Origin of the sequence: Paraburkholderia sp. SIMBA_030, assembly GCF_046535245.1 — a bacterium.
Lineage (GTDB): Bacteria > Pseudomonadota > Gammaproteobacteria > Burkholderiales > Burkholderiaceae > Paraburkholderia.
In genome coordinates this window covers 34670-58927 of the sequence record NZ_JAWRXB010000031.1, presented here as the reverse complement: position 1 = coordinate 58927, position 24258 = coordinate 34670, and the positions used below count along the sequence as shown (strand labels likewise).

Below are 24258 nucleotides of genomic sequence, written 5' to 3'. Positions count from 1 at the left end.
CGAGATCGTCCGTTTCAGGAACCCCGCGATGAATGGCGGCTGGAGTGGGGAAAGGGCCTAGATGTTGTTCTCGTCTGAAAATGCTTCAGTAATAGCCTGCACGATTTGCGTACTCAACGCAGGCCGATCGTCGAGCAGCGGATAGCGCTTGCGCAAGTTGTTCGACACGCTATTGCCGTTCTGCCGGACGCTGCGAATGATGCTGTCCAGATCGTTGTCCGGCGCTTCGAGAAATTCCTTGATTGCACGCCGTGCTTTGTCGTTCGCGTGCAGAAAGCGCGCTTCGGCGCGCATTTCATGCGTTAGCGTCACGTCGATCACGTCGGCAAGATAGATGACGTGTGCGGTCAGATCAGGGTAGCGCCAAGCGGGCAGCGCATCGTCATAGGCGCGAAAGTGCAGGTTGTATTCGACACCGTCTTCTGCGATCTCGGTCTTACCGAACGTGTACTGGTCCGCATAGTGTTTCATCAACGGGCGCGAAAAACGTTCGAGCACTTTGTCGTAAGCGGCACGATCACGCGTGCTGTGAGTGATCGAGGCGGACACCGGCAAGATAATAGGTGCAGGCACCGCGCCGTCGCGACGCAGAATGTCATTGATCAGGAAGCGCGAAATGCGACCGTTGCCGTCGGCCATGGGGTGGACGTAGACGAAGCCGAACGACGCCGCTGCAGCGCGCACGATCGGCGCCCCCCCTGCCGTACGTTCCAGGAAGCGGCTAAGCCCTGCCAGTATCGTTTCGATTTGTTCCCAATGCGGTGCGATGTAGTCGACCACCGGTTGATAGCGGGCGATGTGTCCCACATACACCGGGGAGCGGCGGGTGCCGTAACGCAGGGCTGACTGCCCGAGGATGCCGCGTTGCAAGACGTCGAGCGTTTCAGCGTCGAACGGATTGGCATGCTGTCCGCATTCACTTTCCATGACCGCGGCAAAGCGGCGGATTCGATCCTCTTTGTCCTGTTCGTGTTCGATCAGAAAGCTCGCGCGGCTCTCTTTGACCGTCAGCCAGACGGCGCTGCGCAAGATCAGATCGATGCCATAGGCCGCTTCCAGTTCGGCAAGCGGGGCGGCAAGGTCGTAAGCTTCGGCGCGCTGAACCGCTTCGACTCGTCGAATCACCGGGCAAAAATCCCGATTGCCCGGCAGATTGTCGCGCACGCGCCAACGCGCGTTGTTGACCGGCGTGCCTACGATGAATTCCTCGGAATTCAACGCGTCGACATAGTTTCCCCGGGAGACGCCCGGCGCGTTTAGCGGCTCCGGCATCAACCACTCATAAAAGAAGCAGGCGCGGCGAGCGTACGCGCCGGTGGGTTCGCGGGCGATCCATGCCTCCATTTCATGGCGCACGGGTTGCAGCGCATAGAGCCGTGCGAGGAATTCCAGATGAATGCCCTCGTGCCGGAAGGCGAAAGTCAGGTTATCGGTCAGGCTGGCGGCCGGGCGATAAGGCTCGGGGTAAACCTCGCGGCGGATGTCGCCGTCGGTGGACGTTGAGCGAGTCCGGCCGATTTCGCTCTGAACGGCGAACGGGTGGACCGGTACGACGCCGTACGTGTTGGATAGCCATTGATAACCGATCTGCGGCATGATTTTCGATCCGGGGTGGCTGGGACGCGCGCGAGGACACGTTGTTTTGCTCAGTTTCGCTCAGTTTCGATTACTCGGCACGCAAAACGATTATAAAACGTATGTTTTTTAAAAAAACGATTATACGGCGTCTGCGCATCGTTTCGATTATTCGGCTCGCAAAACGATTACAAAGTGGTGGTTTTTGGAAAAAACGATTACTTGTCCCCGGTTGAGGCGGCTTTTTTAGGTCCCGGCCGCCACCGCCATCCACCCGAACCGCCGCGACAACCTCAACGCCGCCGCGCGCAGCGTCTGTGCCGGCCCGCCCGCCAGCTCGCTATCGAAGCTGCCGGTCGGCCCCATCAACGCCAGCACCAGACAGATGCTGCCGGTATGGTCCAGCACCGGCGCAGCCAATGTATTGATGCCCGGAACCGGCCGGCTCAATGCGGTATCGATGCCGTCCGCGCGGATTTGCGCGAGGCGCTGAGCGTAGGATTTTGTCAGCTGCGGCAGCGATGGCGCAGCGTTTTTGCCGCCTGCGGTCGTTGTCGGAACCTCAGCCGCCGTCACCGTCGCCGCCGCCTTCCCTGCAAAAATCTCTGTCTTGTCCGCTCCCGCCAGCCGCAAGTGATCCTGCGCCAGCAAGCCATTGCGCACGTCGTCCGCGACGTAAGCAGAAAACACGCGGCCGATCGCCGTGTTCACCAGCGACATCACCGTGCCGACCCGCAAGCTCACGTGCAGCGGCCGCGTCGATTCTTCCAGACGCACGACGGTCGGCCCGAGCGGCCCGAGCACCGCCATCGCGACGCTCATTCCCGTCGACGCGGCCAGTTCGACCACTTCCGGTTCGGCTTCGCGCGCCGGCGATAAGCGTTGCAAGCCGATCAAGCCAAGCTCCAGCGCGAGCGGACCGGCTTCGAAACAACCCGACGCGTCGCGATTGAGCAAACCGATCTTCAGCAGGCTGACCAGATGCGGAAAGGCCTTGGCAGGCGGCATGCCCGCGGCGGCCGCCAGATCGCGCAACGTCAATGGCCTAGCCGCCGCGACCAGCGCGGCGAGCAATTCGCCGGTGCTGTCGAGCGACTGGATGCCGCGCTGCGGTTTCACATCGGCGAAGACGCCGTTCGAGGTGTCGGGAGCGTCGGTCACGATGCGGACGAAGCGAGCAGGGAAGGTGTCGCGGCGAGTTCGGCGCGGATGTCTCGAGCCGCGGCGAGCAGCGCCCGCGCGATCGGGCCGTCGGCGGCCACGTCGATCGCACCGGTCGAGCCGATGACCGTCAGTGCGAGGCATAGCCGGCCGTCGGCATCGAGCACCGGCGCGCTCAGGCTGCTGATTCCCGGGCTCGGCACGTCGACGCTGCACTCGAGCCCGTGTGCGCGGATCCCGGCAAGCGCCGCTTCGAACGCTGCACGCTCGCCGGGTGGCGTCATCGGGTTATCGGCGGCGCCGGACTGGTTCGCCCACATGCCGTCCAGCGTCGCGCGCGGCAGATAAGCGCAAAACACACGTCCGGTGGACGTGGCAGGCAGAGACATCACCGTGCCCACATGCAGATTCACGTGCAACGGAAAGCCCGCGTGCTCGTATCGAACGATGGTCGGCCCCTGCGGCCCGGCAATGCAGATCGCAACGCTGAAACCAATCGCCTCGGCCAACGCGGCCACGCGCGGTACGGCGGCGCGGAACGCCGGCTGGTTTTCCAGATGCAGCAAGCCGAGGCGTAGCGACAGGGGGCCCGGTTCGTAGCGGCCGGAAAGCGCGTCGCGCTTGATCAGACCCAGCCGGCTCAGGCTCACCAAATAGGCATGCGCCTGTCCCGGCGCGATTTGCGCACTGACGGCGAGATCGGACAGCGCCAGTGGCGTGCGCGCCTGCGCGAGCGCCAGCAGCACGCGGCCGCCCACTTCGACACTCTGAATGCCGCGTTGGGTCTTGCCACCGTCCGCCGGTTCGCCGCCGGTGGCGGCTTTGGCCTTGCCCGCGCCCGATTTTGCTGCTTTGCTCACACCCGTGCCCGTTCGTAAAAAGGGTTCATGTTAAACGAAGGCCGGCGCCTCCTTGTCATCATCTTAGGCGCTTTGAAATTTGCGTATAGCGATACATTTCGCTATTGACAAATAATCTGGCCGGGCCATAAGATGCATTCACCCCGACATACCGGTGCAGTCACAGAGTCAAATCGGGGCGAGACAAGCCTTCAACACAGTCAGCCTGCGCAGCCAGGCGCGCGCAGCCGGCCGTCTCGCCTCACGTCCAACTTTTGAGGGAGACAAGCATGGCAAAGGCATTCGCATCCCAGGCCGACCTGGAAGTCAAAAAAGTCACGTGGACGCAGCTGTCGGAGAACGCCTATGCGTACACCGCCGAAGGCGATCCGAACTCGGGCGTGATCATCGGCGACGACGGCGTGCTGATCGTCGACACCACCGCCACGCCGGCCATGGCGCAAGACCTCATCGCAAAGATTCGCAGCGTCACTGACAAGCCGATCAAGTACGTCGTGCTGTCGCACTACCACGCGGTGCGCGTGCTCGGCGCGTCGGCGTATTTCGCGGAAGGCGCGCAGCAGGTGATCGCGAGCCGCGGCACGTACGAGATGATCGTCGAGCGCGGCGAAGCGGACATGAAGTCGGAAATCGAACGCTTCCCGCGTCTGTTCGCCGGTGTCGAAACGGTGCCGGGCCTGACGTGGCCGAGCCTCGTGTTCGAAAAGGAAATGACGCTGTTCCTCGGCAAGCTCGAAGTGCGCATCGCGCATCTGGGCGCGGGCCATACGAAGGGCGACACGGTGGTGTGGCTGCCGTCGCAGAAGGTGCTGTTCTCCGGCGACCTGGTCGAGTACGACGCGGCGTGTTATTGCGGCGACGCGCAACTCGAACAATGGCCGGCCACGCTCGAAGCGCTGCGCGCGCTGAACGCCGAGAAGCTCGTGCCGGGCCGCGGTCCTGCATTGACCACGCCGGAAGACGTTAACAAGGGCCTCGACTACACCAAGGACTTCGTCACCACGCTGCTGCAACAGGGCCGCGAAGCCGTCGAACAGAAGCTCGATCTGAAGGCCGCGATGGCGCACACGCGCAAGGCGATGGACCCGAAGTTCGGCCACGTGTTCATCTACGAGCACTGCCTGCCGTTCGATGTCTCGCGTGCGTTCGACGAAGCGAGCGGCATCACGCATCCGCGCATCTGGACCGCGCAGCGTGACAAGGAAATGTGGGACGCGCTGCAAGCCTGATCAGAAAAAAGCGTACCGCAGAGCAGAGATGGACGGAGACACAAGATGAGCATCGACTACCAGACGCTGTCGTTCGAATATAAGCCGTGCCGGGAACAGCGCGAACCAGGCGGCGCGGAGCAGGCGGCCTATCCCGTGATCGTGGTCGGCGCGGGCCCGGTGGGCCTCGCTACCGCGATCGATGTCGCGCAGCACGGCGTGCCGGTCGTGCTGGTCGACGATGACTGTTCGTTGTCGACCGGTTCGCGGGCGATCTGCTTTTCGAAGCGCTCGCTCGATATCTTCGACCGGCTCGGCTGTGGGCAGCGGATGGTGGACAAGGGCATCAGCTGGAATGTCGGCAAGGTGTTCCTGAAAGATGAACTGGTGTACACGTTCAATCTCCAGCCGGAAGCGGGCCATCACCGGCCCGCGTTCATCAACCTGCAGCAGTACTACGTCGAAGGCTTCCTGCTCGAACGCGCGCAGGCCTTGCCTAATATCGAGATCCGCTGGAAGAGCAAGGTAGTCGGCGTGCAGCAGAACGGCGCGCCGGGCACCGAGGACGCAAGCGTCATGCTGACGGTGGAGACGCCCAACGGTTCGTATCCGTTGCGCGGCCGTTATGTGGTGGCCGCCGACGGCTCGCGCAGTCCGATTCGCAATCTGATGGGACTCGACAGCAAGGGCGTCACGTTCAAGGACCGCTTCCTGATCGCCGACGTGAAAATGGAAGCGGACTTCCCGACCGAGCGCTGGTTCTGGTTCGATCCGCCGTTTCATCCGAATCAGTCGGTGCTGTTGCATCGTCAGCCGGATAACGTGTGGCGGATCGATTTTCAGTTGGGCTGGGATGCCGATCCTGTGCTGGAAAAAACGCCGGAACGGGTGATTCCGCGCGTGCGCGCCTTGCTTGGACCTGACGCGAAGTTCGAACTGGAATGGGTCAGCGTCTATACGTTTTCGTGTCTGCGGATGGACAGCTTCCGGCACGGCAACGTGCTGTTCGCGGGCGATTCGGCGCATGGCGTGTCGCCGTTCGGCGCGCGCGGCGCGAACAGCGGCGTGCAGGACGCCGAAAATCTCGCATGGAAACTGGCGATGGTGCTCGCCGGCAAAGCGTCCGACGTATTGCTCGATACCTACGCCAGCGAGCGCGAATTCGCCGCCGACGAAAACATCCGCAATTCCACGCGCTCGACCGATTTCATCACGCCGAAGAGCCCCGTGAGCCGCGTGTTCCGCGACGCTGTGCTGAAGCTCTCGCGCAAGCACGCGTTTGCACGGCAGTTGACGAATAGCGGCCGCTTGTCGGTGCCGGCGGTGCTGCGTGATTCTCCGCTGAATACAGCGGACAGCGACTGCTTTGAAGGCCCGATGGTGCCGGGCGCGCCGTGCGTCGATGCGCCGGTACTGGCAGCAGGGCAACCGGCATGGCTGTTGCCGCAACTCGGCGAGCAATTCACCGGCATGTTGTTCTGCGGCTCGCAAGCTGTGGATTCAGCGGCGCTGGCTGCGTTGGACACATTGCGCGCCGGACCGATTCCGCTGAATCTCGTCGTCGTCACGAATGGCGATGCGCGGGCGGCGGTGGCTCAGGGCGCGAACGTCGTGCACGACGCCGAAGGCCTTGCAACGGCGCGCTACGACGCGACGCCCGGTACGTTCTATCTGATTCGTCCGGACCAGCATGTCTGTGCGCGTTGGCGGCAATTCGATGCGAGTGCGGTGGAAGATGCATTGAAGCGGGCATTGTGCGTCGAAGGCACGGCCTGAACGCGCGATGGGCCTCAGGCCACCCGCCACCCACCGCGCATCGGCAAAAAAATAGCAGGAGACAGTCATGACATTGAACACGCAACCCAATCTCGCCCGCCCCGACGATTTCTACGAGGCGCTGATCGACATGCATCGCGATCTGGACGACGCGCAAAGCCAGTCCGCCAATGCGCAACTGATTCTGCTGCTCGCCAACCATATCGGCGATCACGCGACGTTGGTCGAAGCAATCCGGTACGCCCGTGAAGGCGCGGCCGACGCCCCGGCTCGCGGCGGCGCGGCGCACCAACACCGCCGCATACCGTTCCAGTAGAAAAAAACGCGGCGCATCAGACGCCGGACCCATCGGGTCCGTTGGACCCTCACGTTTGGAGAAAACCGATGAGCCAATCTTTCGTCCCCGCGCTCGAACCGGGTGCATCTACCGCCGTGCAAGACGACCTGCTGTATCGCAAGGTCTCGCTGCGGATCATTCCGTTTCTGTTCCTGTGCTACGTGGTGTCGTTTCTCGACCGCATCAATATCGGCTTCGCGCAGTTGCAGATGAAGCACGACCTCGGTTTCAGCGACGCGATGTACGGTCTCGGCGCAGCGGTCTTCTACGTCGGCTACGTGCTGTGCGAAGTGCCGAGCAATCTGTTGCTCGCGCGCTTCGGCGCACGCCGTACCTTCACGCGGATCATGCTGCTTTGGGGTATCGCATCGGTCGGCATGATGCTGGTGTCGAAGCCCACGCACTTCTACCTGTTGCGCTTCATGCTCGGCGTGTTCGAAGCGGGTTTCTTTCCCGGCATCGTGCTGTATCTGACCTACTGGTATCCGGCGCGGCGGCGCGCGGCGGTGCTGTCGATTTTCTTTGCGGGCGTCGCGGTGGCGGGGGTGCTCGGTGGTCTCGTGTCCGGCTGGATCATGCGCGACATGGGCGGCGTGATGGGGCTATTCGGCTGGCAGTGGATGTTCGTGATCGAAGGCGCACCGGCCATCGTGCTCGGTCTGCTCGCCGCGTTTTATCTGGTCGACGGGCCGCAGCATGCAAAGTGGCTCGACGCAGCCGAGAAAGCGCAACTGATTGCGCAGCGCGATGAGGACCGCCGTCCATCGACGGACGCGCATTCGTCGCGCGCTTTCATGCACGCACTGCGCAATCCCCGGGTCTATCTGTTCGCGTTCATCTATTTCTCGCTGACCTGCGCATCGCTGACGCTGAATTTCTGGATGCCGCTGATGATTCGCGACTTCGGCATTCACGACGTGCTGGCGATCAGTCTTTATACGGTGATTCCGAACGCCGTCGGCGCGGTGGGTCTGATTCTGATTGCGCGCCACTCGGATCGTCGCGGCGAACGCCGCCGGCATTTTGCGGTTTGCACGATTGGCGGCGGCATCGCGCTTTCGCTATTGACGCTGCATCTGAGCAGTTTCCCGGCCATGCTCGCGATTCTGTCGCTGGCCGCCGTGCTGATCTTCGCGGCGCTGCCGATTTTCTGGACCGTGCCGTCGGGCTATCTGTCGGGTACGGCCGCGGCGGCCGGGATTGCACTGATCAGCAGCATCGGTATCACGAGCGGAATCGTCAGCCCGTGGGTGATCGGCCAGATCAAGACGCATACCGGCAGCATGGACAATGCGTTGTATCTGCTGACCGCGCTGCTGTTCGTCAGCGGTGTCGCGTTGCTGCTCGGCGTGCCTGAAGAAACCAGGGGTGTCTAAAAGATCGAACGGGTTTCGACGTCATATCGGGTACAGTCGCGCTATTGTCTTGCGACCTCACGTGTGACGCCTGAATTCAGCAATGCATTTCGTCGAACCCGTTCCCTTACCGCATGAAGGCCCGTCCGACATTTCGTTGTGGCGGGTCGATTTCGCTTTCGATGCGTCGTTGGACGACGTCGCCTTCGCGCCGCTCAGCGACGACGAGCGCGCCAGAGCACGAGCTTTTCGCCGTCACGAGGACGCGCTTCGTTTCGCGACGGTGCGCGTGGCGCTGCGTGCGCAACTCGCGCGGCATCTTGGCGTCGCGGCGCACGCCGTGCGCTTCACGTTCGATGCAAGCCACCGTCCCTATATTGCCGATTCCGGCACATTCGATTTCAACGTGTCGCATGCGGGCGCGCATGGACTTATCGCGATGTCGCCTTGCCGGCGTGTCGGCGTCGATATCGAACAGCACAGCGACGCATTCGATTGGCGCACGATTGCGTCGTTGACGCTCGATGAAAGCGAAGCGGCGTGGATCGAGCGCCTGGACGCCGCGCAGCAAATCGCCGCGTTTTACGATGCCTGGGTCGCTAAAGAAGCGCTCGTTAAGACAACCGGTGCAGGCATCGCACGCGGTTTGCAGCATCTGACGGTGCAGCCGCGCGACAGTGCACAGGTGACGCTGCGCAATCATATCCCGGACGACATGCGCGACATTGCAGCGCGCTGGATTGCTGCGCCGGAAGATTATGCCGCATGTGTGGCGTGGTCGGTCTCAGCGTTCGCGCGATAAACCGGCGCGACCTGAGGAATCTACACGCCTGCGCCAAAAACCAAAGCCTTCGCCCAGCCAAACGCCTGCACCTGCGCAGAGGCAGTTGCGCGGCGCCCGAGTCCGCGCGATGTGTCACACCTGCTCGTCGGACGGCGGTGTTGATGGATTGATCCGTGCGCCGCGGGATCTTTCTTAAAGCGCGTTGCTTCTCGGCGGCAACGCGTCTGCTTCCGCCTGCGCGCCCGTCAGCAGGTCGGCTTCCGGATAAGTGATCCTCACGGGCGGCACGAACCACGCGAGGCACAGACCGATCAGTGCAGCCGCGCCCGCCACCAGAATGCCGATATGAATCGACTGCACCAGCGCGTCGCGCGCGGAATTCATCATTGCATCGCCGGCATGGCCGGCACTCACCAGACGATTGATCAACGCCGCCTGTTCCGCGCGGTCCACTAGCAACTCCGGGCTCGCGAACGATTTGAACCACTGCGTCGCCTGATACGAATCCAGCGATCGATGCACGCCGCGCGTGTACAGATGCCCGAGCAACGCCCCCGTCGTCACGGTTCCAAGCATGCCGCCGAACGTACGTAGCGATTGCAGCAGTGCGGTGGCTGCGCCAAGATGGTCGCGCGCGACGATTTGTTGTGAACAGATCGTCAGGCTAGTCGCCACCAGACCGAGTCCGAGTCCGCTAATACCCATGCACGACATCCAGATCAGATGTGGCTCGTTGCCCTTGAGAGCGACCACGCTCAAACACGCGAGCGCGGATAGTGCGAAGCCGGCGTACATGATCGCATTCGCGCGACGGATTCGTGTGACGATACGATTGTTCACCACGCTGCCGATGGTCGTGCCGAGCAGCAACGGCGTGATCAGCATGCCCGAGTCGTGCGCGGACATGGCATAGCCGCCCTGAAACAGCAGCGGCACATAAAACACCAGCGAAAACAGTGCAAAACCGCCGAGCACAGACATTGCCAGCAGCGGGGAGAGCTTGCGATCCATCAGGATGTCCACTGGAATGATCGGGTAGCCGATGCGTCGCTCCCATAACCAGAGCGTCAGCCCGCAGATCGCCGCCACCGCGCTCAACACCACAGTCATCGTGCTGACGCCTTGCCTTGGAAATAACTCGATCAGCAATTGCAGCGAACCGAATGTGACGGCGAGTACGCATGCGCCGAGCCAGTCGAGCCGCACTGGGCCGCTACGCCGCAAGTGACGCAGCGGCGGCAGAAAGCGCTGCACGAACAGCAGCGACACCAGACCGACCGGCACGTTGACGAAGAACACCAGCCGCCAGCCGCTGTATTGCGTCAGCATGCCGCCGAGCGTCGGGCCGACCATATTGGCGACGCCGAACGCGGACGTCACGAACACCAGCCAGCGCAGTCGCAGCCTCGGATTGGGGAACAGATCGGCGACGGTGGCGAATACCGTGCCGATCAGAATGCCGCCGCCGATGCCTTGCACGCCGCGCGCGATCACAAGGAACAGCATGCTGGTGGCGACCCCGCACAGCACCGACGCACAGGTGAACAGCACGATGGCGGCGATCAGAAACGGCTTGCGGCCGAACAGATCGCCGAGGCGTCCGAAGATCGGAATCGTGATCACAGACGCCAGCATGTACGACGTCGCGACCCACGCGTACAGGTCGAAGCCCTTCAGATCCGCGACGATGCGCGGCAGCGCGGTGCCGACGATGGTCTGGTCGAGCGCGACCAGCATCGCCACGAACGCGATGCCGAGCATTGCCAGCAGCGATTCGCGAAACGGCAGCAACTGTCCGTTGGGAAGCGGCGTAGCGCGATCCGGTGTCATGACATGCTCCACAGAAAGTGAAGGCGGACGTATTGGTATGTTTATTGGCGAGCTGCCTGATCTGCGGCCAATACAGCACCCAGGTCTTCGTCCGTCATTGCCGGTGAGATGGTCATCGACAACAGATCGCCCCATTCGAGCGCCATTGTCGCGAGCGGGCGCGTATCGTCCGCTTCGACGATCGCGACGCCATGCAACCCGCCCGTTGCGTGCCAGCGCCCGAGCAATTTGACGCCTTCCGGTGGCTTGCCGCCGGTTTTCATGAAGCGCTCAATCACGGGCAGTTCCGCCGACGGCAGTCCATTCCATTGCACGATGAATTTCATTGCGGATCTCCAATGTGAATTGGCGATGCCGGCTCGTGGCGGGCTGCCATCGCAAGCGTTGCGCGGCGCTTATGTATGACGCGTGTCGCGACACTTCTGCGCCAGCACGCCGCAAGCAGAACAGTGTGCGCTGTTCGCGAGCGTCATAAGACCACGTGGCGTCTTAACCATCATAGTTGACGGGGCGGCGGCCATCGTCGACGCACGCGGACATTCAATAGGCCTATTAAATAATGACCCCTCCGCGAAAAAAGCGTGGAGAGGTCATTTGTTTCCAATTACGGGCGTCTCGCGCGTCCTACAGGAAGGATCCTTTGATACGGCCTTCGAAAATGGCGGTGTTGATGTCTCAGTTATCGACGTGGCCTTGGGCGCCATTGTCGACACTGACGACGGCGGAGCGGGCGCCGCGCAGATGCTTCATCTGGCACGGAACAAACGCAAACGGCACGCGCATCGAGCGCGTGCCGTTCATGCGAACGTCGGAGCCGGAGTCTAGCCGCGCGACGGTTTGCGCGGTGCAGCCGCGTCGGCGATGGCCTGGTGCACTGCGGGAAAACCCGGTGGAAACTCGACGATGCGCGGTGAGCCTGGCGCCGGTTGCGCGGCAAAACTCGAGCGCGCACCGATGCGGGCTCCGCCGACAATGGCAGCCATGGCCTGACGGTCAAGTTCGGCGCTGTCGGTGAGGTCCTTGATGACGAGCTTTGCCATGGCGGCTCCAGAGAAGAAGGCGAGTCGGCCGCCGCTTCGCTTCGATGGAGCGATAGTTCGGCGGCCGACCGGGTTGACTCGCGAAGGTATGCTGAGGTCTCCTCGCACTTACCAGTATAGGAAATCTGCTTGCGGCCCGCCTGCTGCATATCAACAATCAGCAGTAGAGAAGCCCCCGGTCTTTCGGGGCGAAGCGCGCGATTCGCGGATGACGGCGCGGGCCCAACAGGGTGCCGCATGCTGTTGGATATCTCGCGACACCGCTATGGCGTGTCCGCAGCGGGGCAATCCTGGTTTGCGAAAGCGTGGGTCCGGGGCTAGTATCGAAGCGGCACATGTAACTGGTTACGACAGGTTTTTTACTCCGACTGGCTCCGGTCGCATCCGACCCGGTCCAACGGCAGCGGCGGCGCTTCGCAAAAATGGCTAGCCTTGCGCATGTGATTCGCGACTTTCAGAGCGGCGAGCTGTCACGCGACGAGTTCGTTGCTCAGCTCGACAGCACGTTGACGACCGAAGGGCTCGGTCCGACGCAGCTGCTGGAGGTGCTCGGCACGGCACATCGCAAAACACCCCTGCCCGACGATCTGTACGCGGAAGTGCGGCGGCGGATCGAACAGTTGCGTGTCTCCAACGTGGCGGCGGGCGGCGAGGAAACCGGGCTGCAGACGACGATCGAGATTCCGTCCGAGTCGTCTGCGCGTTCCGCGAGCGCGTCGAATTCATCGAACGCCGCAAGCGCGGCAGGTGGGATCAACCCCCTGGGGCACGACCAGGTCAAAGGCACCGGCGACACGTTGAATAACCGCTTCGTTCTCGAGGAATGTCTGGGCGTCGGCGGGATGGGCACGGTGTACAAGGCGCTCGATCTGCGCAAGCTCGAAGCTTCGGATCGCAAGCCGTATCTCGCGATCAAGGTGCTCAACCTGCAGTTCCGCGGCAACCCGAACTCGCTCGTCGCGCTGCAACGCGAGGCGCGCAAGGCGCAGGTGCTGGCGCATCGCAACATCATTACGGTGTACGACTTCGACCGCGATGGGCCGATCGTCTACCTGACGATGGAGTATCTGACCGGCAAGCCGTTGAGCCAGCTGCTGCGCACGCCCGGCTACAAAGGCATGCCGGTGCGCGCCGCGCTGCCGATCGTGCGCGGCATGTGCAACGCGCTCGCCTACGCGCACGAACGCGGCTTCGTGCATTGCGATTTCAAACCCGCCAACGTGTTCCTGACGACCAGCGCGGAAGTGAAGGTGATCGACTTCGGCATCGCGCGCGTCTTCCAGCGGCCGGAGGAGGAGACCGACGCAACCGTCTTCGATCCAGGCAGCCTCGGCGCGTTGACGCCCGCATACGCGAGTCCGGAAATGCTGGAACATCTCGAGCCGGACCCGCGCGACGATATCTATGCGCTCGGCTGCATCACCTACGAGCTGTTGACCGGCCACCACCCCTTCGATCGACTGTCGGCGACGCAGGCGCGCAGTGCGGATTTCAAACCGCAGCGGCCCGCCAACCTCGACGCGAAACAGTGGCGCGCGTTGCGCGCGGCGCTTTCGTTCGATCGCAACACGCGCATGCCGAGCGTGACGCGCTTCATCGCGGAGTTCGACAACGAAGCGCGCGCCGAGAAGTCGGGGATGTGGGTGAAGGTGGGCTTCGCGAGTCTGGCTGTGTTGTGCACGGCGGTCGTCGGTGTATTTGCGTTCCGGTCGTCGCAGGACCGGCAGGGCGAGGCGCCGGCGGTAACGGCGGGTTCGCAGACTTTAGCGGATCAGGCGGCTTCGGTAGCGCCGCCTGTTTCGACGACAACGGTGGCGAGCGCGCCTGAGCCACCGTCAACCGCTGGGTCGTCCGTCGCGCAAGCCCCGCCCGCGCCTAGGCCGGCGCTTACGTTAGCCGCGCTGGCGCCGGTGCTGGCGCAGGTTCCATGTTCGGCGCTGGCCGGTTCGGCACACGACCACGCATTGACGGTGCGCGGCTACGTCTCGCAACGCTACGGCGCCGCACGTCTGAAGGACACTCTGGCCGCACTGCCGGGCGTCGACACGCTCGCATTCGAAGTCGAGCCGATCGCCGACGACAAATGCGACACGATCAAAGCGCTCGCTCCGTACTGGTCCCGCAACTGGCAAGGCGGCCACGTCGCGGCGCTGCATGTGCGCCCGCCTGGCGGCCAGTTGAGCGAAGGCGATCCGCTTGTCGTCGACGTGACGACGCCCGCTTACGACTCGTACGTAAACCTCGACTACTACCAGCTCGACGGCAGCGTCGTGCATATGGTGCCGAGCCCGCGCGCCAAGGACAATCAGGCGCCGCCGCGCTACGCCGCGACGATCGGCAGCGCGGGCGACTGGATCATTTCGAAGCCGTTCGGATCGGAGATGGTGGTGTTGCTGATTACGCCGGCGCCGCTATTCGACAAGCCGCGTCCGGAGAGTGAAGCGCGCGCCGACTATCTGCGCGCGCTCGACACGCGTCTTGCGCAAATCGCCGGCAAGTACGGTCAGGACCGCATCGTCGCCGATTTTGCGCAGATCACGACGAAGCCGCGCACGCCCTGACGCGTGCGCAAGCGCATTCGCGGCACCTGGATCACTGGAGTTCCTTGACGACCCTGAAGCCGTCCTGCGACTGGCGAACGCCGGCACTGTATTTGAAGCGCGTCGCGCTGAGCATGTAATTCGCGCCTTCGCGCCACGAGCCGCCACGAATCACGCGCATCTCGCAGCCTGGCGTGTCCCACGCGCGGCCGTCTGCGGGTGCGTTCTGGTACGAGTTGTGCCAGCAATCGCCGACCCACTCCCAGACGCCGCCGTTCATGTCGTACAGGCCGAGCGGATTCGGCGCGAACGAGCCGACGCTCTCAGGGCCTTCCTTATGCCAGGGTTCGCCGCAATCCTTGCAATTGGCGTTGCCCTTGCGCATCTGATCGCCCCACCAGTATTGCGTGGCGGTGCCGCCGCGATCCGCGTATTCCCATTCTGCCTCGGTCGGCAAGCGATAGGTTTTGCCCGTCACCTTGCTGAGCCATCTCACATACTGCTGCGCGTCGTCCCAGCTGAGGTCGCGTGCCGGCGCGTTTTTTACGGAATTGGTTTCGGGCGTCAGCTTTTGACAGGCGTTGGCGTTGGCGCACGCGTTCCATTGCTCGACTGTCACCGCGTATTTACCGATCGCAAACGGCGCGCCGATGGTCACGTGATGGACGGGTTTTTCGGAGGGATCGTCGGTGTTGCTGCCCATCGAGAACGAGCCCGCCGGCACGGGAATCATGATTGGACAGGTGGCGCAATCGCGGCTCTCGTTGGCGTTGGCTGGGCGTGCTGCGGGTTTTTGCGCGGCTGTTGGCGCGGTTATCGGCGCGCTCGAGGATGCGGGAGCAGGCGCAACGGGTGTTGGCGTGGCCGCTGCGCGCGGGTGTTCCGGCGGCGCTGCGCTGGCAGGCGCGGCGGCCCGCAACCGGTCGATGCGCGCATGGGCGAGCGCGGCAAAGCGGCCATTCGGATAGGCCTTCAGATAGGCTTCGTAGTCGCTCGGGTAGTTGCTGTCCTTGATCGAATTCCAGAAGGTGATTTCGTATTGCTCGCTACTGTCCTTCGGCAGGATGCCGCGGCTATGCAACGCGACAACCGGTTCAACGCGTGTGGCGGCCGTGAGTTGCGCGGCTGCGACGCTGAACGAAGGCACGGTCAAACGAAAAGCCCTGGACAACGATGAAACCATCCACGGGCTTTGCTCACCGCCGGTGTCCTCGCGAACTTCTGCCGCTATGCGTTGAAACAGGCCGTCAAGATCCTGCGACGGGGTGTCGGCAAGGGCACGCAGCAATGCGCTCGTATACACGCCGTGACGCACGCCGTCCGCTGCAAAACCGCCCGGCGCGGTTGCGTAAGCGAGCAGCGTATTGCGGGGAAGCGCATATGCGTCGGGCGTTGCACGGGCCGCGAACGGATTGTTCAGGCACGCATCGAGGATCACGAGATTCAACGGATCGGCGCGCGGCGCGCGCATCGCTTGCAACACGGTGCGCAAGTCGACACCTTCGCCAGTCAGCCGCGCCGGTGAGCGCACGTCGATGCCGGCCGGGATCAGCAGCGTCTGCCCGCCGACTTGCATGCCATGTCCCGCGAAATAGAAGAGCCCGATGCCGCCGGCTTGCAAACGTTGACGGAATTCGGCGACTGCCTGTTGCATCTGTGGCGGTGTCGCGTCGATACGCATGACGACGTCGAAGCCGAGCGAGCGCAGTTGGTCGCGTAGCGCGAGCGCATCGCGTGGCGCGTTCTCACGAAGCGGTTCTGTGCCGTTGCCATACCCGCCGTTGCCGATCACGAGCGCAATACGCCGAGGATGGTCGTTGTCCATCCGTTCGGCCGTCACTGCCGCGACGCCGGCCTGCGCGCCGTCACGCTGCGCTGCGGCATAGGCTCCGCCCCAATACGCCTGAATTGCCCCGGCCATGCACACCAGCAGGAATATTCGCCACATATTCAAATCCTGTTTGTTCCGGACAGAACATAGGTATTCGACAACCGCCGCGCCGGCAGCGGCAGTTGGAGCGCATCGCACGGTGCATCGACGCCGCTGCCGGCCATTCATCGACAAGCTATGAACAACGATAGCACGCGATTTGCGGGTCACAACCGTCCGTATGTCGTCTTAAGGTTAACGAGCGTGTCGTTTCTTTTTGGCAAGTTACGTCCTAAGCTAAATCACCAGATAACGCAGCACGGCCTTTGCATGCCGCGGCCGTCCGACCACGCGCGCGCCCGCAAAACCAGCCGGAGCGCGCGGCCCGCGCCTCGTGCAACAAAGGCGTCCGGGCCACGCTTCGGGAGAGTGCGCAATGCAAATAACCTTCACACCGGGCGTGCTCAACACACGGCATCGGGCGCGCGCGCGGTCCTCCGTTCTCTGCACGGCGCTTTGTACCGCGCTTTTCACCATGCTCGGCGTCGCGTCGCTGTCCGGTTCCGCACTCGCTGAGCAAACCGCTTCCTCGCCGGGCGCCGAGGAGTACATCATCTGGCCGCCGGACGGCGCGGTGATTCACGGCGGCAAGCTGTGGGTGCGCATGGGCTTGCGCAACATGGGCGTGTGTCCGAAGGGCGTCGTTTTCCCCAATACCGGGCATCATCATCTGCTGATCGACACCGATCTGCCGCCGCTCGACCAGGAAATTCCGTCGGACCGCAATCACCTGCACTTCGGCGCCGGCGAGACGGATGCGCGCGTCGAGTTGCCGCCCGGTAAGCACACGTTGCAGCTTCTTCTCGGCGACCACAACCACGTGCCGCACGTGCCGCCCGTGTATTCGAAGAAGATCACCATCAACGTGCAATAAGATTCGCGCGACCCGTTCGTTCAACGCGGGTCCGTCAGGACGGAGAGCCTTCCATGTACAAGAACATCGCTATCGTGGCGCTTGTGACACTGGCTGCACTGGCCTCGCCGAACCTCGTCCTGGGCGGCACGACGCCCGCGCCGGCCGGCGCACATGCGTATATCGGGTATCCGAACGACGGTCAGGTGGTGCCCGCCAACAAGCCTTTTCGAGTGTGGTTCGGCTTGCGCTTCATGGGTGTGGCGCCCAAAGGCGTCAAGTATCCGAACACCGGACACCACCACCTTCTGATCGATACCGATCTGCCGCCGATGGACCAGGAAATTCCATCCGACCGCAACCATCTGCATTTCGGCGCGGGCGAAACGGAAACGATGATTCAACTGCCGCCCGGCAAGCACACGTTGCAGTTGCTGATGGGCGATTCCATGCACATTCCGCACAATCCCCCGGTGTACTCAAAGAAGATCACGGTCATCGCGCGATGACGCTGCGCGCAAGCGTCGCCGCACGGCGTGTCGTCCACAGTGTCTCGTTCCGGCCAACACGGCTGTGCGTGTTGTTGGCTGCGATCCACCATCCGCCGCCCGGCGCCTTGCCGTCACCTCGACGCCTTTAGCCGGACCGTATCTCGCCAGCCCTTTATCGACGGCCTTTCTGCGATCTTCTTAGGATCGGAAAACAAAACTGGCACAACCCATGCATGAGTGATGCTCGAACAGACAAGTTGTTCGAGCCCAACCGCAAGACTGTGCCGTTTCCCTTCCAGGAGATCCACCATGAACACGCTGATGATCAAAGATCTGTCCATCACCGAACCACTCGACAGCAAGGCCATGAGTGCCGTGCGCGGTGGTTTCGGCTACGACTATCCGCCGTCGTTATACTTCAGCTTCGCGCCGGTGTACGCACCGGACAACAGTAAAAGGGTCGACGCCACCCAACTGATCAACACGACGATGAACATTCAGAACGCGAACGGCAACAACGCAGCGTTCGATGCCGGCACCACCACCACGATCAACCCGCATGTGAGCGCCAGCAATAACATCCATGTCGCCTGAACGGCGCAGGCTGCCGCGGAGGCTAACCGGCCTCCGCGGGCCGCGCAACAGCGGTTCGTCAAAAAATTTCGCCGTCAATCGTTCTTTTCACGCGACCCCGCGTCACCGTACGATCCCCGCGCCGACTTTCTTGCACCGCTTCGATGGTGAAGCCGGGCAGGACATGCTTTACTTGAAGGGCGCGTTCTCCTCGTGCAGTGCAGCCGGCGTCATCGGAGAAAATCGTGTCAGCGTTGCTTGATTCATCGGTCCGTCAGCGCTTTTGCAATTCATCTGCTCAGTGCGGCGCGGCATTTCAGCCGTCGGGTGCGAAGCGCGTCGCCGCAGCGATACGAGGACTCGGCGCAGCGGTTTCGTGCGCACTGCTGCTGTGCGCGTGTGTCGACGTCAGCATGCCCGATTACAAGCGGCCCGACACACCGGCCAAGGCCTCATGGTCGGATCAGAAGGGCTCGCCGGCGCTGGCGGCCGCGACCATCGAACCCGACTGGTGGAAGGGCTTCCACGATCCGTATCTGGACACGCTGATCGCGAAAGCGATTGCGGGCAACTTCGACATCAAGGTGCTGGCCGCGCGCATCGACGTCGCCGGCACGCAGATCGGCGAAGCGAAAGCAGGCGCGTTGCCGACCATGGATCTCGGCGCCGGCGCCGATTTCGAAAAGACCACGCGCCAGACTTTCTCCAAACAGTACAACCTCGCCGCCCAGGTGAACTGGGACATCGACATCTGGGGCAAAGTGGAGAAGGGCGTGCAGGCGCAAAAGGCCGAGTTCCATGCGACCGAGGCGGATTGGCGCGCCGGCTATCTGGAACTGGTCTCGAACGTATCGAGCACCTATTTCCAGATTCTTCAATTCGACGACCAGATCGACCAGCAGCAGAAAACGCTCGTCACGAACAAGCAGATTCTCACGATCTACGACGGCCAGAGCCGCAACGGTCTCATACCGCAGACCCAGGTGTTGCGTCAGCAAGCCGAGATCAACCGCCTGACGAACCAGTTGCTCGAACTGCGCCGCTCGCGCGATCTCGCGAACAATGCACTGTGCACGCTGGTCGGCGTGCCGGCGGGCGAGTTCCAGCTACCCAAAGGGCATTTGCAGCAACGCGTGCAATTGCCGTCCGTGCCCGACGGCTTGCCGGCGCAACTGCTCGCGCGGCGCCCCGACGTGGTGGCCGCCGAATTCAGAGTGCTGGAATCCTACGACCTCGTCGGCCAGGCCAAGCTCGCGCAACTGCCGACCATCAGTCTGACCGCCCACGGCGGCACCGCCAGCTTCGCGCTGACCGACTTGCTGAAATCCTTCACGTACGGTTTCATGCCGAGCATCAACATTCCGCTGCTCGATCCCGGCGTGCGAGCCCACGTGAAGGTCACGCAAGCGCAATCGACGGTGGCCGAACAGCAGTATCGCGTCGCCGTGATGGGTGCGTTCGAGGAAGTGGAAAACGCGCTGGTCAATCTGAATTCGCACAAGGAGCAGCGCGTGCAATTGCAGCAGCAGGTGTCGCGCCTGCAAATCGTCGCCGACCAGATCCAGGCGCAACTGCGTCTCGGCGTGGTGTCGCAGCTCGAAGTTTTCGAAACCGAACGGACCCTTCTGGAAGCGCAGCAGGCGCTGCTCGCCAACCATCAGCTGATTCTGTCCGATACGGTGCTGCTCTATAAAGCGCTGGGCGGCGGCTGGCCGAGCGTCGACGTGCAAGCGCAAGCCAAGGACAAATAAAGCGCAAGTAAATGAACACTGAGCTTATCCGCGGCGTGGCGTACAGCGTGTGGAATTCAGGCTGCACGTCGCGCGTTTATTGCCTCTACGACCGACGATCTGAAAATTGACACTGGCCATGTGTGACTTAAAATTGTTAGAGGGCCGACGTTTGCGCGGCTCGTTCGAACAGCATCTATCCGCCGTCGTCAGTTCCCTCCATTTTCATTGCGTTTCCGCCGCGGCGGGTAAACGCTTAGTGATCCAGACAAAATGAACGACGGCGAAGCTCCGATTGCCGAGGTGAGCACGACACTGGACGCCGCGTTCGACGTGGTGCTGTCACCGGTTGCGTCCGCGCAGCCTCCCGCGCTCGACGCAATCCGGATCGTCGACAACCTGTTCGCAATCGGGCGCAGCGAGGCGCCGTTTACCGACTACCCGGCTGAGCGGATCACGCGTCTGTCGCGCCGGCATGCGCGGATTTTCACGGAGCACGGCGCCGTCTATGTTGCCGACCTCGGTAGCAAGAACGGCACCACGGTGAACGGCATCGCGGTGCAAACGACCCCTGCCCGCGTGCGTGCCGGCGACGAATTGTGCTTCGGCGGCGAGCTTTGCTACCGCGTCGGCATCGAGCCGCGCGCGCGTATCGTGGCCGCCGCCAGCGCCGCGCCGGCGCCTGGCTTGCTGCTGGTGCCGCAGCGCGACGATCTCGGACTTCAGCCGATCGACGTGCAGGCGTTTCCGTTTCTCGTCAGCAAAACGGACGAAATCTTCTCGCGCTACAAAGATCGCTATCCGCATCAGGTCAACTACATCTCGCGGCGGCACGCGCACATCTTTCTGAAGGGCGGCGAGCTGTACGTCGAGGATCTCGGCAGCACCAATGGCACATTCGTCGGTGGAAAACGGCTCGACGAATCGGCGCTGCCGCTTGCCGACGGCGACCTCGTTGCATTCGGCGGCGACCACTTCGTCTACAGGGTGACGCTGAAAAAAGCCCCTGAAGTCGAGCCGACCGTGACCCAGCTATTTCTGAATCCCGCCATCGACGAGGCTGCCGATACCGACAAGACCACGTTCGTTGCCGCCGCGCATTCGTTCCTCGATATCTTTTGCGTCGACCCGGGGCTACAACGCGAAGACGAGGTCAACGAGGCGGCGCAGGCTGCGTCGGCGCATTCGAAACGCGACATGCCTACCGGCGGGGCAAACGGAACCCACGGCGCCAGCGGTACCCATGGGTCGAACGGCGCCAGCCGCGTCGGCGCCGCGAAGGGCCGGCAGCAACGTTGGCGTCTGCTGGCGGCCGAACTCGGCAAGGCCTTTGCGGGCGGCGACCGCACGACTGTGCGACGGGTGGCGTGGTGGGGCGGCGCGGGTGCCGCCGTGCTGGTGGCCTTGGCGCTGACGCTCTACATGCGGGGTTCCTCGGAGCGCGAATTGAAAAACCTGCTGGCAAGCGGCGACTACACGAGTGCGATCGCGGTGGCGAACGGCTATCTGACGCGCCATCCCGCCGATCCGCAGGTCATGGCGCTGGCGAGCGAAGCGCTGCTGAAGGCGGAGGTCCCCGGCTGGCTGAATGCGCTGCAAAAGGTGCAGTTCGAGCAGGCGGACACGCTGCTCGCGGAGATGAAATCGTTGAGCGCGAACAACGCGGACGCCACATCGCTGGTCGGCGAATTGCAATGGGTCGGCGATCTGGAGCGCTTCGTGGTCGGACGGGGCGGCGTGGACGCGCCGATCCGGATGTACGCGGACGAGGCCACTATCCACAGCTTGCTGCAACGGTGGGACGACGACGCCAAAAATCACCAGCGCGCGCTCGACCGCATCGCGTCGTACGTGCCCCTGTTCGCGGAGCCGTATGCGCAGGCGCTGAGCCAACTGCGCAAACTGGAAAGCGACGACTCGGTGTACCTCGCCGCCATCGACCGGCTCAACGCGACGATTCGCACCGAACTGGCGCGCGACAAACTCGACGCCCTGCCGTCGGTGTTCGACGATTACGCGCAGCGTTATCCGCGTCTCGCGGGCCTCGACCGGCTGCGCGAGGATTTGCGCCAATACGCGAACGTGCTGAACGCCGCGCTCGGCCGCCAGCTGACGCCGCTGCTGTCTTTGCTGAAGACGGTGCATTTCGGCACGCCGCCGTTTCAGGCGCAGTTCCGGCAACTGGCCGCAAGCCGCCTGCCTTCGGCGGATGTGATCCAGCGCCATGACGCCGTCACCGCGGCATGGTTGCGCGGCGACGCGCAGCAGGCGCTGGCCGGTTTGCAGGCGATGCCCGCCGGTCCGTGGTCGGACGTGCTCGCGGCGGAGCAGGCGCACAAGAAAGCGCTGCTCGATCAATTCGCCGACCTGCAGAAAACCCGGGGTGGCAACGGTTACGACGAACGGCTGCTGTCGTTCTACGCCAGCCTCGATCCCGCGGCGGATGCGTGGTTCGTGCAAGCGATCCAGAAGGACGTGTCGGCGTTGCACGACAAGGCGCTGGCCCGCGCGCAGGATTTGTTGCTGCACGCGCAGAGTCTCTGGAAGCAATACCGCGCCAATGGTTCGATCGGCGGCACGCAACGGCTCGAAGCGGGGATTTCAGCCGGTTTCCGCAGCGAGGCGCGTTTGTTGTCGGACGCGCAGGCTGCCGCGCAACAGGGCATGCGCATCTATACGCAGTTGAAGGCGGAGCATCCGGCCGACTTCGACCGTCTGCTCACGGATATCGAAGCCGAAGCGAATTTGCAGCGCCGCTCGTTGACCGAACTGCGCATGGTGCTGGACCCCGGGCTGTTGAAAGCGAAGCTGGCATTGATCGGAGGCGAGCAGAGTGAAGCGCGACAGTCACCCTAGGCCGTTGTCGGCGGCGCTGGAGGACCACAGCGTCGAAGGCATCGCGATCCTGACCGCCGAACCGGTGCGGCTCGCGCGCGCGCTGATCTGGGCGATGGCCGGGCTGGTGGTGGCCGGCTTGCTGTGGTCGTTCGTCGGCCGCGCGGATGTGATCGTCAGCGCACAAGGGACTTTGTCGCCGGACTCGGAAGTGCGCCGCATCTATGCGCCGATCGACGGCGAACTCGCCGATCTGTACATCGCGGAGGGGCAGCCGGTGCAGAAGGGCGACGTGCTGGCGCGGCTTAACGCCCGCGGCGCGATCGAAGCGGCCAGCAACGCGCTGCAAGCGCAGCTCAAACTCGAAGATGCCGAGCGCGACTGGAAGCAGTTCCCCGAGAAGAAGGCGCTGATGGCGCGCAAGGCCGCCGCGCTCAAGGCCCAGATGGAAGTGGAAGCGCGTCAGCACGAAAACCGCGTGTCCGAGGGCACGACCAAGCTTGCCGAAGGGCAGAAGGCCGAACTCGACCAGGCGCGCAGCGTGCTCGAGAACGCCCGCCGCACGCGCGAGGCGGCGCGCCAGGAACTGGACAGGTACTCGCGCCTGTTCGCGCAGCCGGGCGGCGGCGGCATTGCCGAGCTGCAGGTGGAGCAGAAACGCACCGCCGCGATGGAAGCGGACAACGCCTACCGCGTCGCGCAATCGAAACTCGCGGAACTGGATTTCCGCTTGAGCCACGAATATGCGCTGGCCAACGCGCAACTCGAGACCAGCGGGCAGCAGAGCACCGACCTGCAACTCCAGTACGACGCCGCGGTGCGCGATATCACCGACGCGGAAGACAAGGTGCGCCTGCAATTGCAAACCGCGCGGCTCGTGGCCGAAGCTGCCGCGCGGATTCGTTTCGAGAACATCGACAAGGACAATTTTCTGCTGATCCTCGCACCGGTCTCGGGCGTCGTCACCGATGTCACCTCGACACAACGCGGCGACAAGATCCAGGCGAACACGCCGCTCGGCGGCATCGCGCCGAAGGATGCACAGCCCATGCTGAAAATCGAGATCGCCGAACACGATCGTGCGTTTCTGCACGAGGGCTTGCCGGTGAAGCTGAAGTTCAGCGCGTTTCCGTACCAGCGTTATGGACTGATCAAAGGCACGCTTGCCTATATTTCGCCGGCGACCAAGCCTTCCGCGCAGGACAAGCAGCCGGTGTACGAAGGCCGCGTCACGCTCGAAGACAAGTTCTACCAGGTCGCCGGCACCCGTTACCCGTTGCGTTACGGCATGACCGCGAGCGCGGAGATCGTGGTGCGCGAGCGGCGCCTGATCGACCTCGGTCTGGATCCGTTCAGGCAGGTCGCGGGCTGATAGCGCAG

The 24258-nt window shown here is 63.2% G+C and carries 20 protein-coding genes; 12 read left to right on the top strand and 8 right to left on the bottom strand.

Translation table 11 applies throughout. The features are described 5' to 3' along the window. Window positions 1–57 precede the first annotated feature (57 nt). The 3 genes from SB772_RS36370 to SB772_RS36360 form a co-directional block, all read right to left on the bottom strand. Window positions 58–1596, bottom strand: coding sequence for a Fic family protein (locus tag SB772_RS36370; RefSeq protein WP_410837952.1), 1539 nt, complete (start codon window positions 1594–1596; stop codon window positions 58–60). A 225-nt stretch (window positions 1597–1821) separates the two neighbouring features. Beyond that, the gene (locus SB772_RS36365) at window positions 1822–2736 is read right to left on the bottom strand and encodes an IclR family transcriptional regulator (protein ID WP_410837951.1); all 915 of its coding nucleotides are present in this window, start codon (window positions 2734–2736) and stop codon (window positions 1822–1824) included. Then, a complete protein-coding gene (locus SB772_RS36360) occupies window positions 2733–3596 on the bottom strand; it encodes an IclR family transcriptional regulator (protein ID WP_410837950.1) in 864 nt (287 codons plus the stop codon). Before SB772_RS36360 ends, SB772_RS36365 begins: the two co-directional genes overlap by 4 nt. A 269-nt stretch (window positions 3597–3865) precedes the next feature. Between SB772_RS36360 and SB772_RS36355 the strand changes: the two genes are divergently transcribed. The 5 genes from SB772_RS36355 (at window position 3866) to SB772_RS36335 (ending at window position 9074) form a co-directional block, all read left to right on the top strand. Continuing rightward, complete coding sequence (locus SB772_RS36355; RefSeq protein WP_410837949.1) at window positions 3866–4825, top strand: MBL fold metallo-hydrolase; 960 nt, start codon at window positions 3866–3868, stop codon at window positions 4823–4825. Between the two features lie 45 nt (window positions 4826–4870). Further along, complete coding sequence (locus SB772_RS36350; RefSeq protein ID WP_410837948.1) at window positions 4871–6580, top strand: FAD-dependent oxidoreductase; 1710 nt, start codon at window positions 4871–4873, stop codon at window positions 6578–6580. 67 nt (window positions 6581–6647) lie between these two features. Continuing rightward, complete coding sequence (locus SB772_RS36345) at window positions 6648–6896, top strand: DUF2783 domain-containing protein (RefSeq protein ID WP_410837947.1); 249 nt, start codon at window positions 6648–6650, stop codon at window positions 6894–6896. Window positions 6897–6964: 68 nt separating this feature from the next. After that, a complete protein-coding gene (locus tag SB772_RS36340; protein ID WP_410837946.1) occupies window positions 6965–8293 on the top strand; it encodes an MFS transporter in 1329 nt (442 codons plus the stop codon). Window positions 8294–8375: 82 nt separating this feature from the next. Then, entirely contained in the window at window positions 8376–9074 is a 699-nt protein-coding gene (locus SB772_RS36335; RefSeq protein WP_410837945.1) for a 4'-phosphopantetheinyl transferase family protein, read from the top strand. Between the two features lie 174 nt (window positions 9075–9248). Here the strand turns inward: SB772_RS36335 and SB772_RS36330 are convergent, their stop codons facing one another. The 4 genes from SB772_RS36330 to SB772_RS36315 form a co-directional block, all read right to left on the bottom strand. After that, entirely contained in the window at window positions 9249–10886 is a 1638-nt protein-coding gene (locus tag SB772_RS36330; RefSeq protein WP_410837944.1) for an MFS transporter, read from the bottom strand. Between the two features lie 41 nt (window positions 10887–10927). Next, window positions 10928–11212: a DUF3303 domain-containing protein gene (locus SB772_RS36325; RefSeq protein ID WP_410837943.1), complete on the bottom strand. Its 285-nt coding sequence runs from the start codon at window positions 11210–11212 to the stop codon at window positions 10928–10930. Between the two features lie 349 nt (window positions 11213–11561). Beyond that, window positions 11562–11687: a hypothetical protein gene (locus tag SB772_RS36320; RefSeq protein WP_410837942.1), complete on the bottom strand. Its 126-nt coding sequence runs from the start codon at window positions 11685–11687 to the stop codon at window positions 11562–11564. 20 nt (window positions 11688–11707) lie between these two features. Next, on the bottom strand, window positions 11708–11926 hold the full coding sequence (locus SB772_RS36315; protein ID WP_410837941.1) for a hypothetical protein: 219 nt from the start codon (window positions 11924–11926) through the stop codon (window positions 11708–11710). Window positions 11927–12348: 422 nt separating this feature from the next. On the opposite strand from SB772_RS36315, the gene SB772_RS36310 reads away from it, so the two are divergent. Then, window positions 12349–14487, top strand: coding sequence for a protein kinase domain-containing protein (locus SB772_RS36310; protein WP_410837940.1), 2139 nt, complete (start codon window positions 12349–12351; stop codon window positions 14485–14487). A gap of 31 nt (window positions 14488–14518) precedes the next feature. On the opposite strand, the gene SB772_RS36305 is transcribed toward SB772_RS36310, so the two are convergent. Beyond that, window positions 14519–16414, bottom strand: coding sequence for an SUMF1/EgtB/PvdO family nonheme iron enzyme (locus tag SB772_RS36305; protein ID WP_410837939.1), 1896 nt, complete (start codon window positions 16412–16414; stop codon window positions 14519–14521). Window positions 16415–16871: 457 nt separating this feature from the next. Here SB772_RS36305 and SB772_RS36300 point away from each other — a divergent pair, with 457 nt between their 5' ends. The 6 genes from SB772_RS36300 (at window position 16872) to SB772_RS36275 (ending at window position 24250) form a co-directional block, all read left to right on the top strand. Continuing rightward, entirely contained in the window at window positions 16872–17270 is a 399-nt protein-coding gene (locus SB772_RS36300; RefSeq protein ID WP_410837971.1) for a DUF4399 domain-containing protein, read from the top strand. A gap of 53 nt (window positions 17271–17323) precedes the next feature. Further along, window positions 17324–17758, top strand: coding sequence for a DUF4399 domain-containing protein (locus SB772_RS36295; protein ID WP_410837938.1), 435 nt, complete (start codon window positions 17324–17326; stop codon window positions 17756–17758). A gap of 291 nt (window positions 17759–18049) precedes the next feature. After that, on the top strand, window positions 18050–18334 hold the full coding sequence (locus SB772_RS36290) for a hypothetical protein (RefSeq protein ID WP_410837937.1): 285 nt from the start codon (window positions 18050–18052) through the stop codon (window positions 18332–18334). A 329-nt stretch (window positions 18335–18663) separates the two neighbouring features. Continuing rightward, entirely contained in the window at window positions 18664–20064 is a 1401-nt protein-coding gene (locus tag SB772_RS36285) for an efflux transporter outer membrane subunit (protein WP_410837970.1), read from the top strand. Between the two features lie 252 nt (window positions 20065–20316). Next, window positions 20317–22899 carry an FHA domain-containing protein gene (locus SB772_RS36280; RefSeq protein ID WP_410837936.1) on the top strand — a complete coding sequence of 861 codons (2583 nt, stop codon included), beginning with the start codon at window positions 20317–20319 and terminating at the stop codon, window positions 22897–22899. Continuing rightward, window positions 22877–24250, top strand: coding sequence for an HlyD family efflux transporter periplasmic adaptor subunit (locus tag SB772_RS36275; RefSeq protein WP_410837935.1), 1374 nt, complete (start codon window positions 22877–22879; stop codon window positions 24248–24250). The genes SB772_RS36280 and SB772_RS36275 overlap by 23 nt, the downstream gene beginning before the upstream one ends. Window positions 24251–24258 lie beyond the last annotated feature (8 nt).

Coding starts and splice junctions, on each gene's coding strand:
- SB772_RS36290 (WP_410837937.1), top strand. CDS start 18,050: ATGAACACGCTGATGATCAAAGATCTGTCCATCACCGAACCACTCGAC.
- SB772_RS36370 (WP_410837952.1), bottom strand. CDS start 1,596: ATGCCGCAGATCGGTTATCAATGGCTATCCAACACGTACGGCGTCGTA.
- SB772_RS36345 (WP_410837947.1), top strand. CDS start 6,648: ATGACATTGAACACGCAACCCAATCTCGCCCGCCCCGACGATTTCTAC.
- SB772_RS36325 (WP_410837943.1), bottom strand. CDS start 11,212: ATGAAATTCATCGTGCAATGGAATGGACTGCCGTCGGCGGAACTGCCC.
- SB772_RS36295 (WP_410837938.1), top strand. CDS start 17,324: ATGTACAAGAACATCGCTATCGTGGCGCTTGTGACACTGGCTGCACTG.
- SB772_RS36280 (WP_410837936.1), top strand. CDS start 20,317: ATGAACGACGGCGAAGCTCCGATTGCCGAGGTGAGCACGACACTGGAC.
- SB772_RS36330 (WP_410837944.1), bottom strand. CDS start 10,886: ATGACACCGGATCGCGCTACGCCGCTTCCCAACGGACAGTTGCTGCCG.
- SB772_RS36320 (WP_410837942.1), bottom strand. CDS start 11,687: ATGAACGGCACGCGCTCGATGCGCGTGCCGTTTGCGTTTGTTCCGTGC.
- SB772_RS36335 (WP_410837945.1), top strand. CDS start 8,376: ATGCATTTCGTCGAACCCGTTCCCTTACCGCATGAAGGCCCGTCCGAC.
- SB772_RS36310 (WP_410837940.1), top strand. CDS start 12,349: ATGGCTAGCCTTGCGCATGTGATTCGCGACTTTCAGAGCGGCGAGCTG.
- SB772_RS36350 (WP_410837948.1), top strand. CDS start 4,871: ATGAGCATCGACTACCAGACGCTGTCGTTCGAATATAAGCCGTGCCGG.
- SB772_RS36300 (WP_410837971.1), top strand. CDS start 16,872: ATGCTCGGCGTCGCGTCGCTGTCCGGTTCCGCACTCGCTGAGCAAACC.
- SB772_RS36355 (WP_410837949.1), top strand. CDS start 3,866: ATGGCAAAGGCATTCGCATCCCAGGCCGACCTGGAAGTCAAAAAAGTC.
- SB772_RS36305 (WP_410837939.1), bottom strand. CDS start 16,414: ATGTGGCGAATATTCCTGCTGGTGTGCATGGCCGGGGCAATTCAGGCG.
- SB772_RS36340 (WP_410837946.1), top strand. CDS start 6,965: ATGAGCCAATCTTTCGTCCCCGCGCTCGAACCGGGTGCATCTACCGCC.
- SB772_RS36315 (WP_410837941.1), bottom strand. CDS start 11,926: ATGGCAAAGCTCGTCATCAAGGACCTCACCGACAGCGCCGAACTTGAC.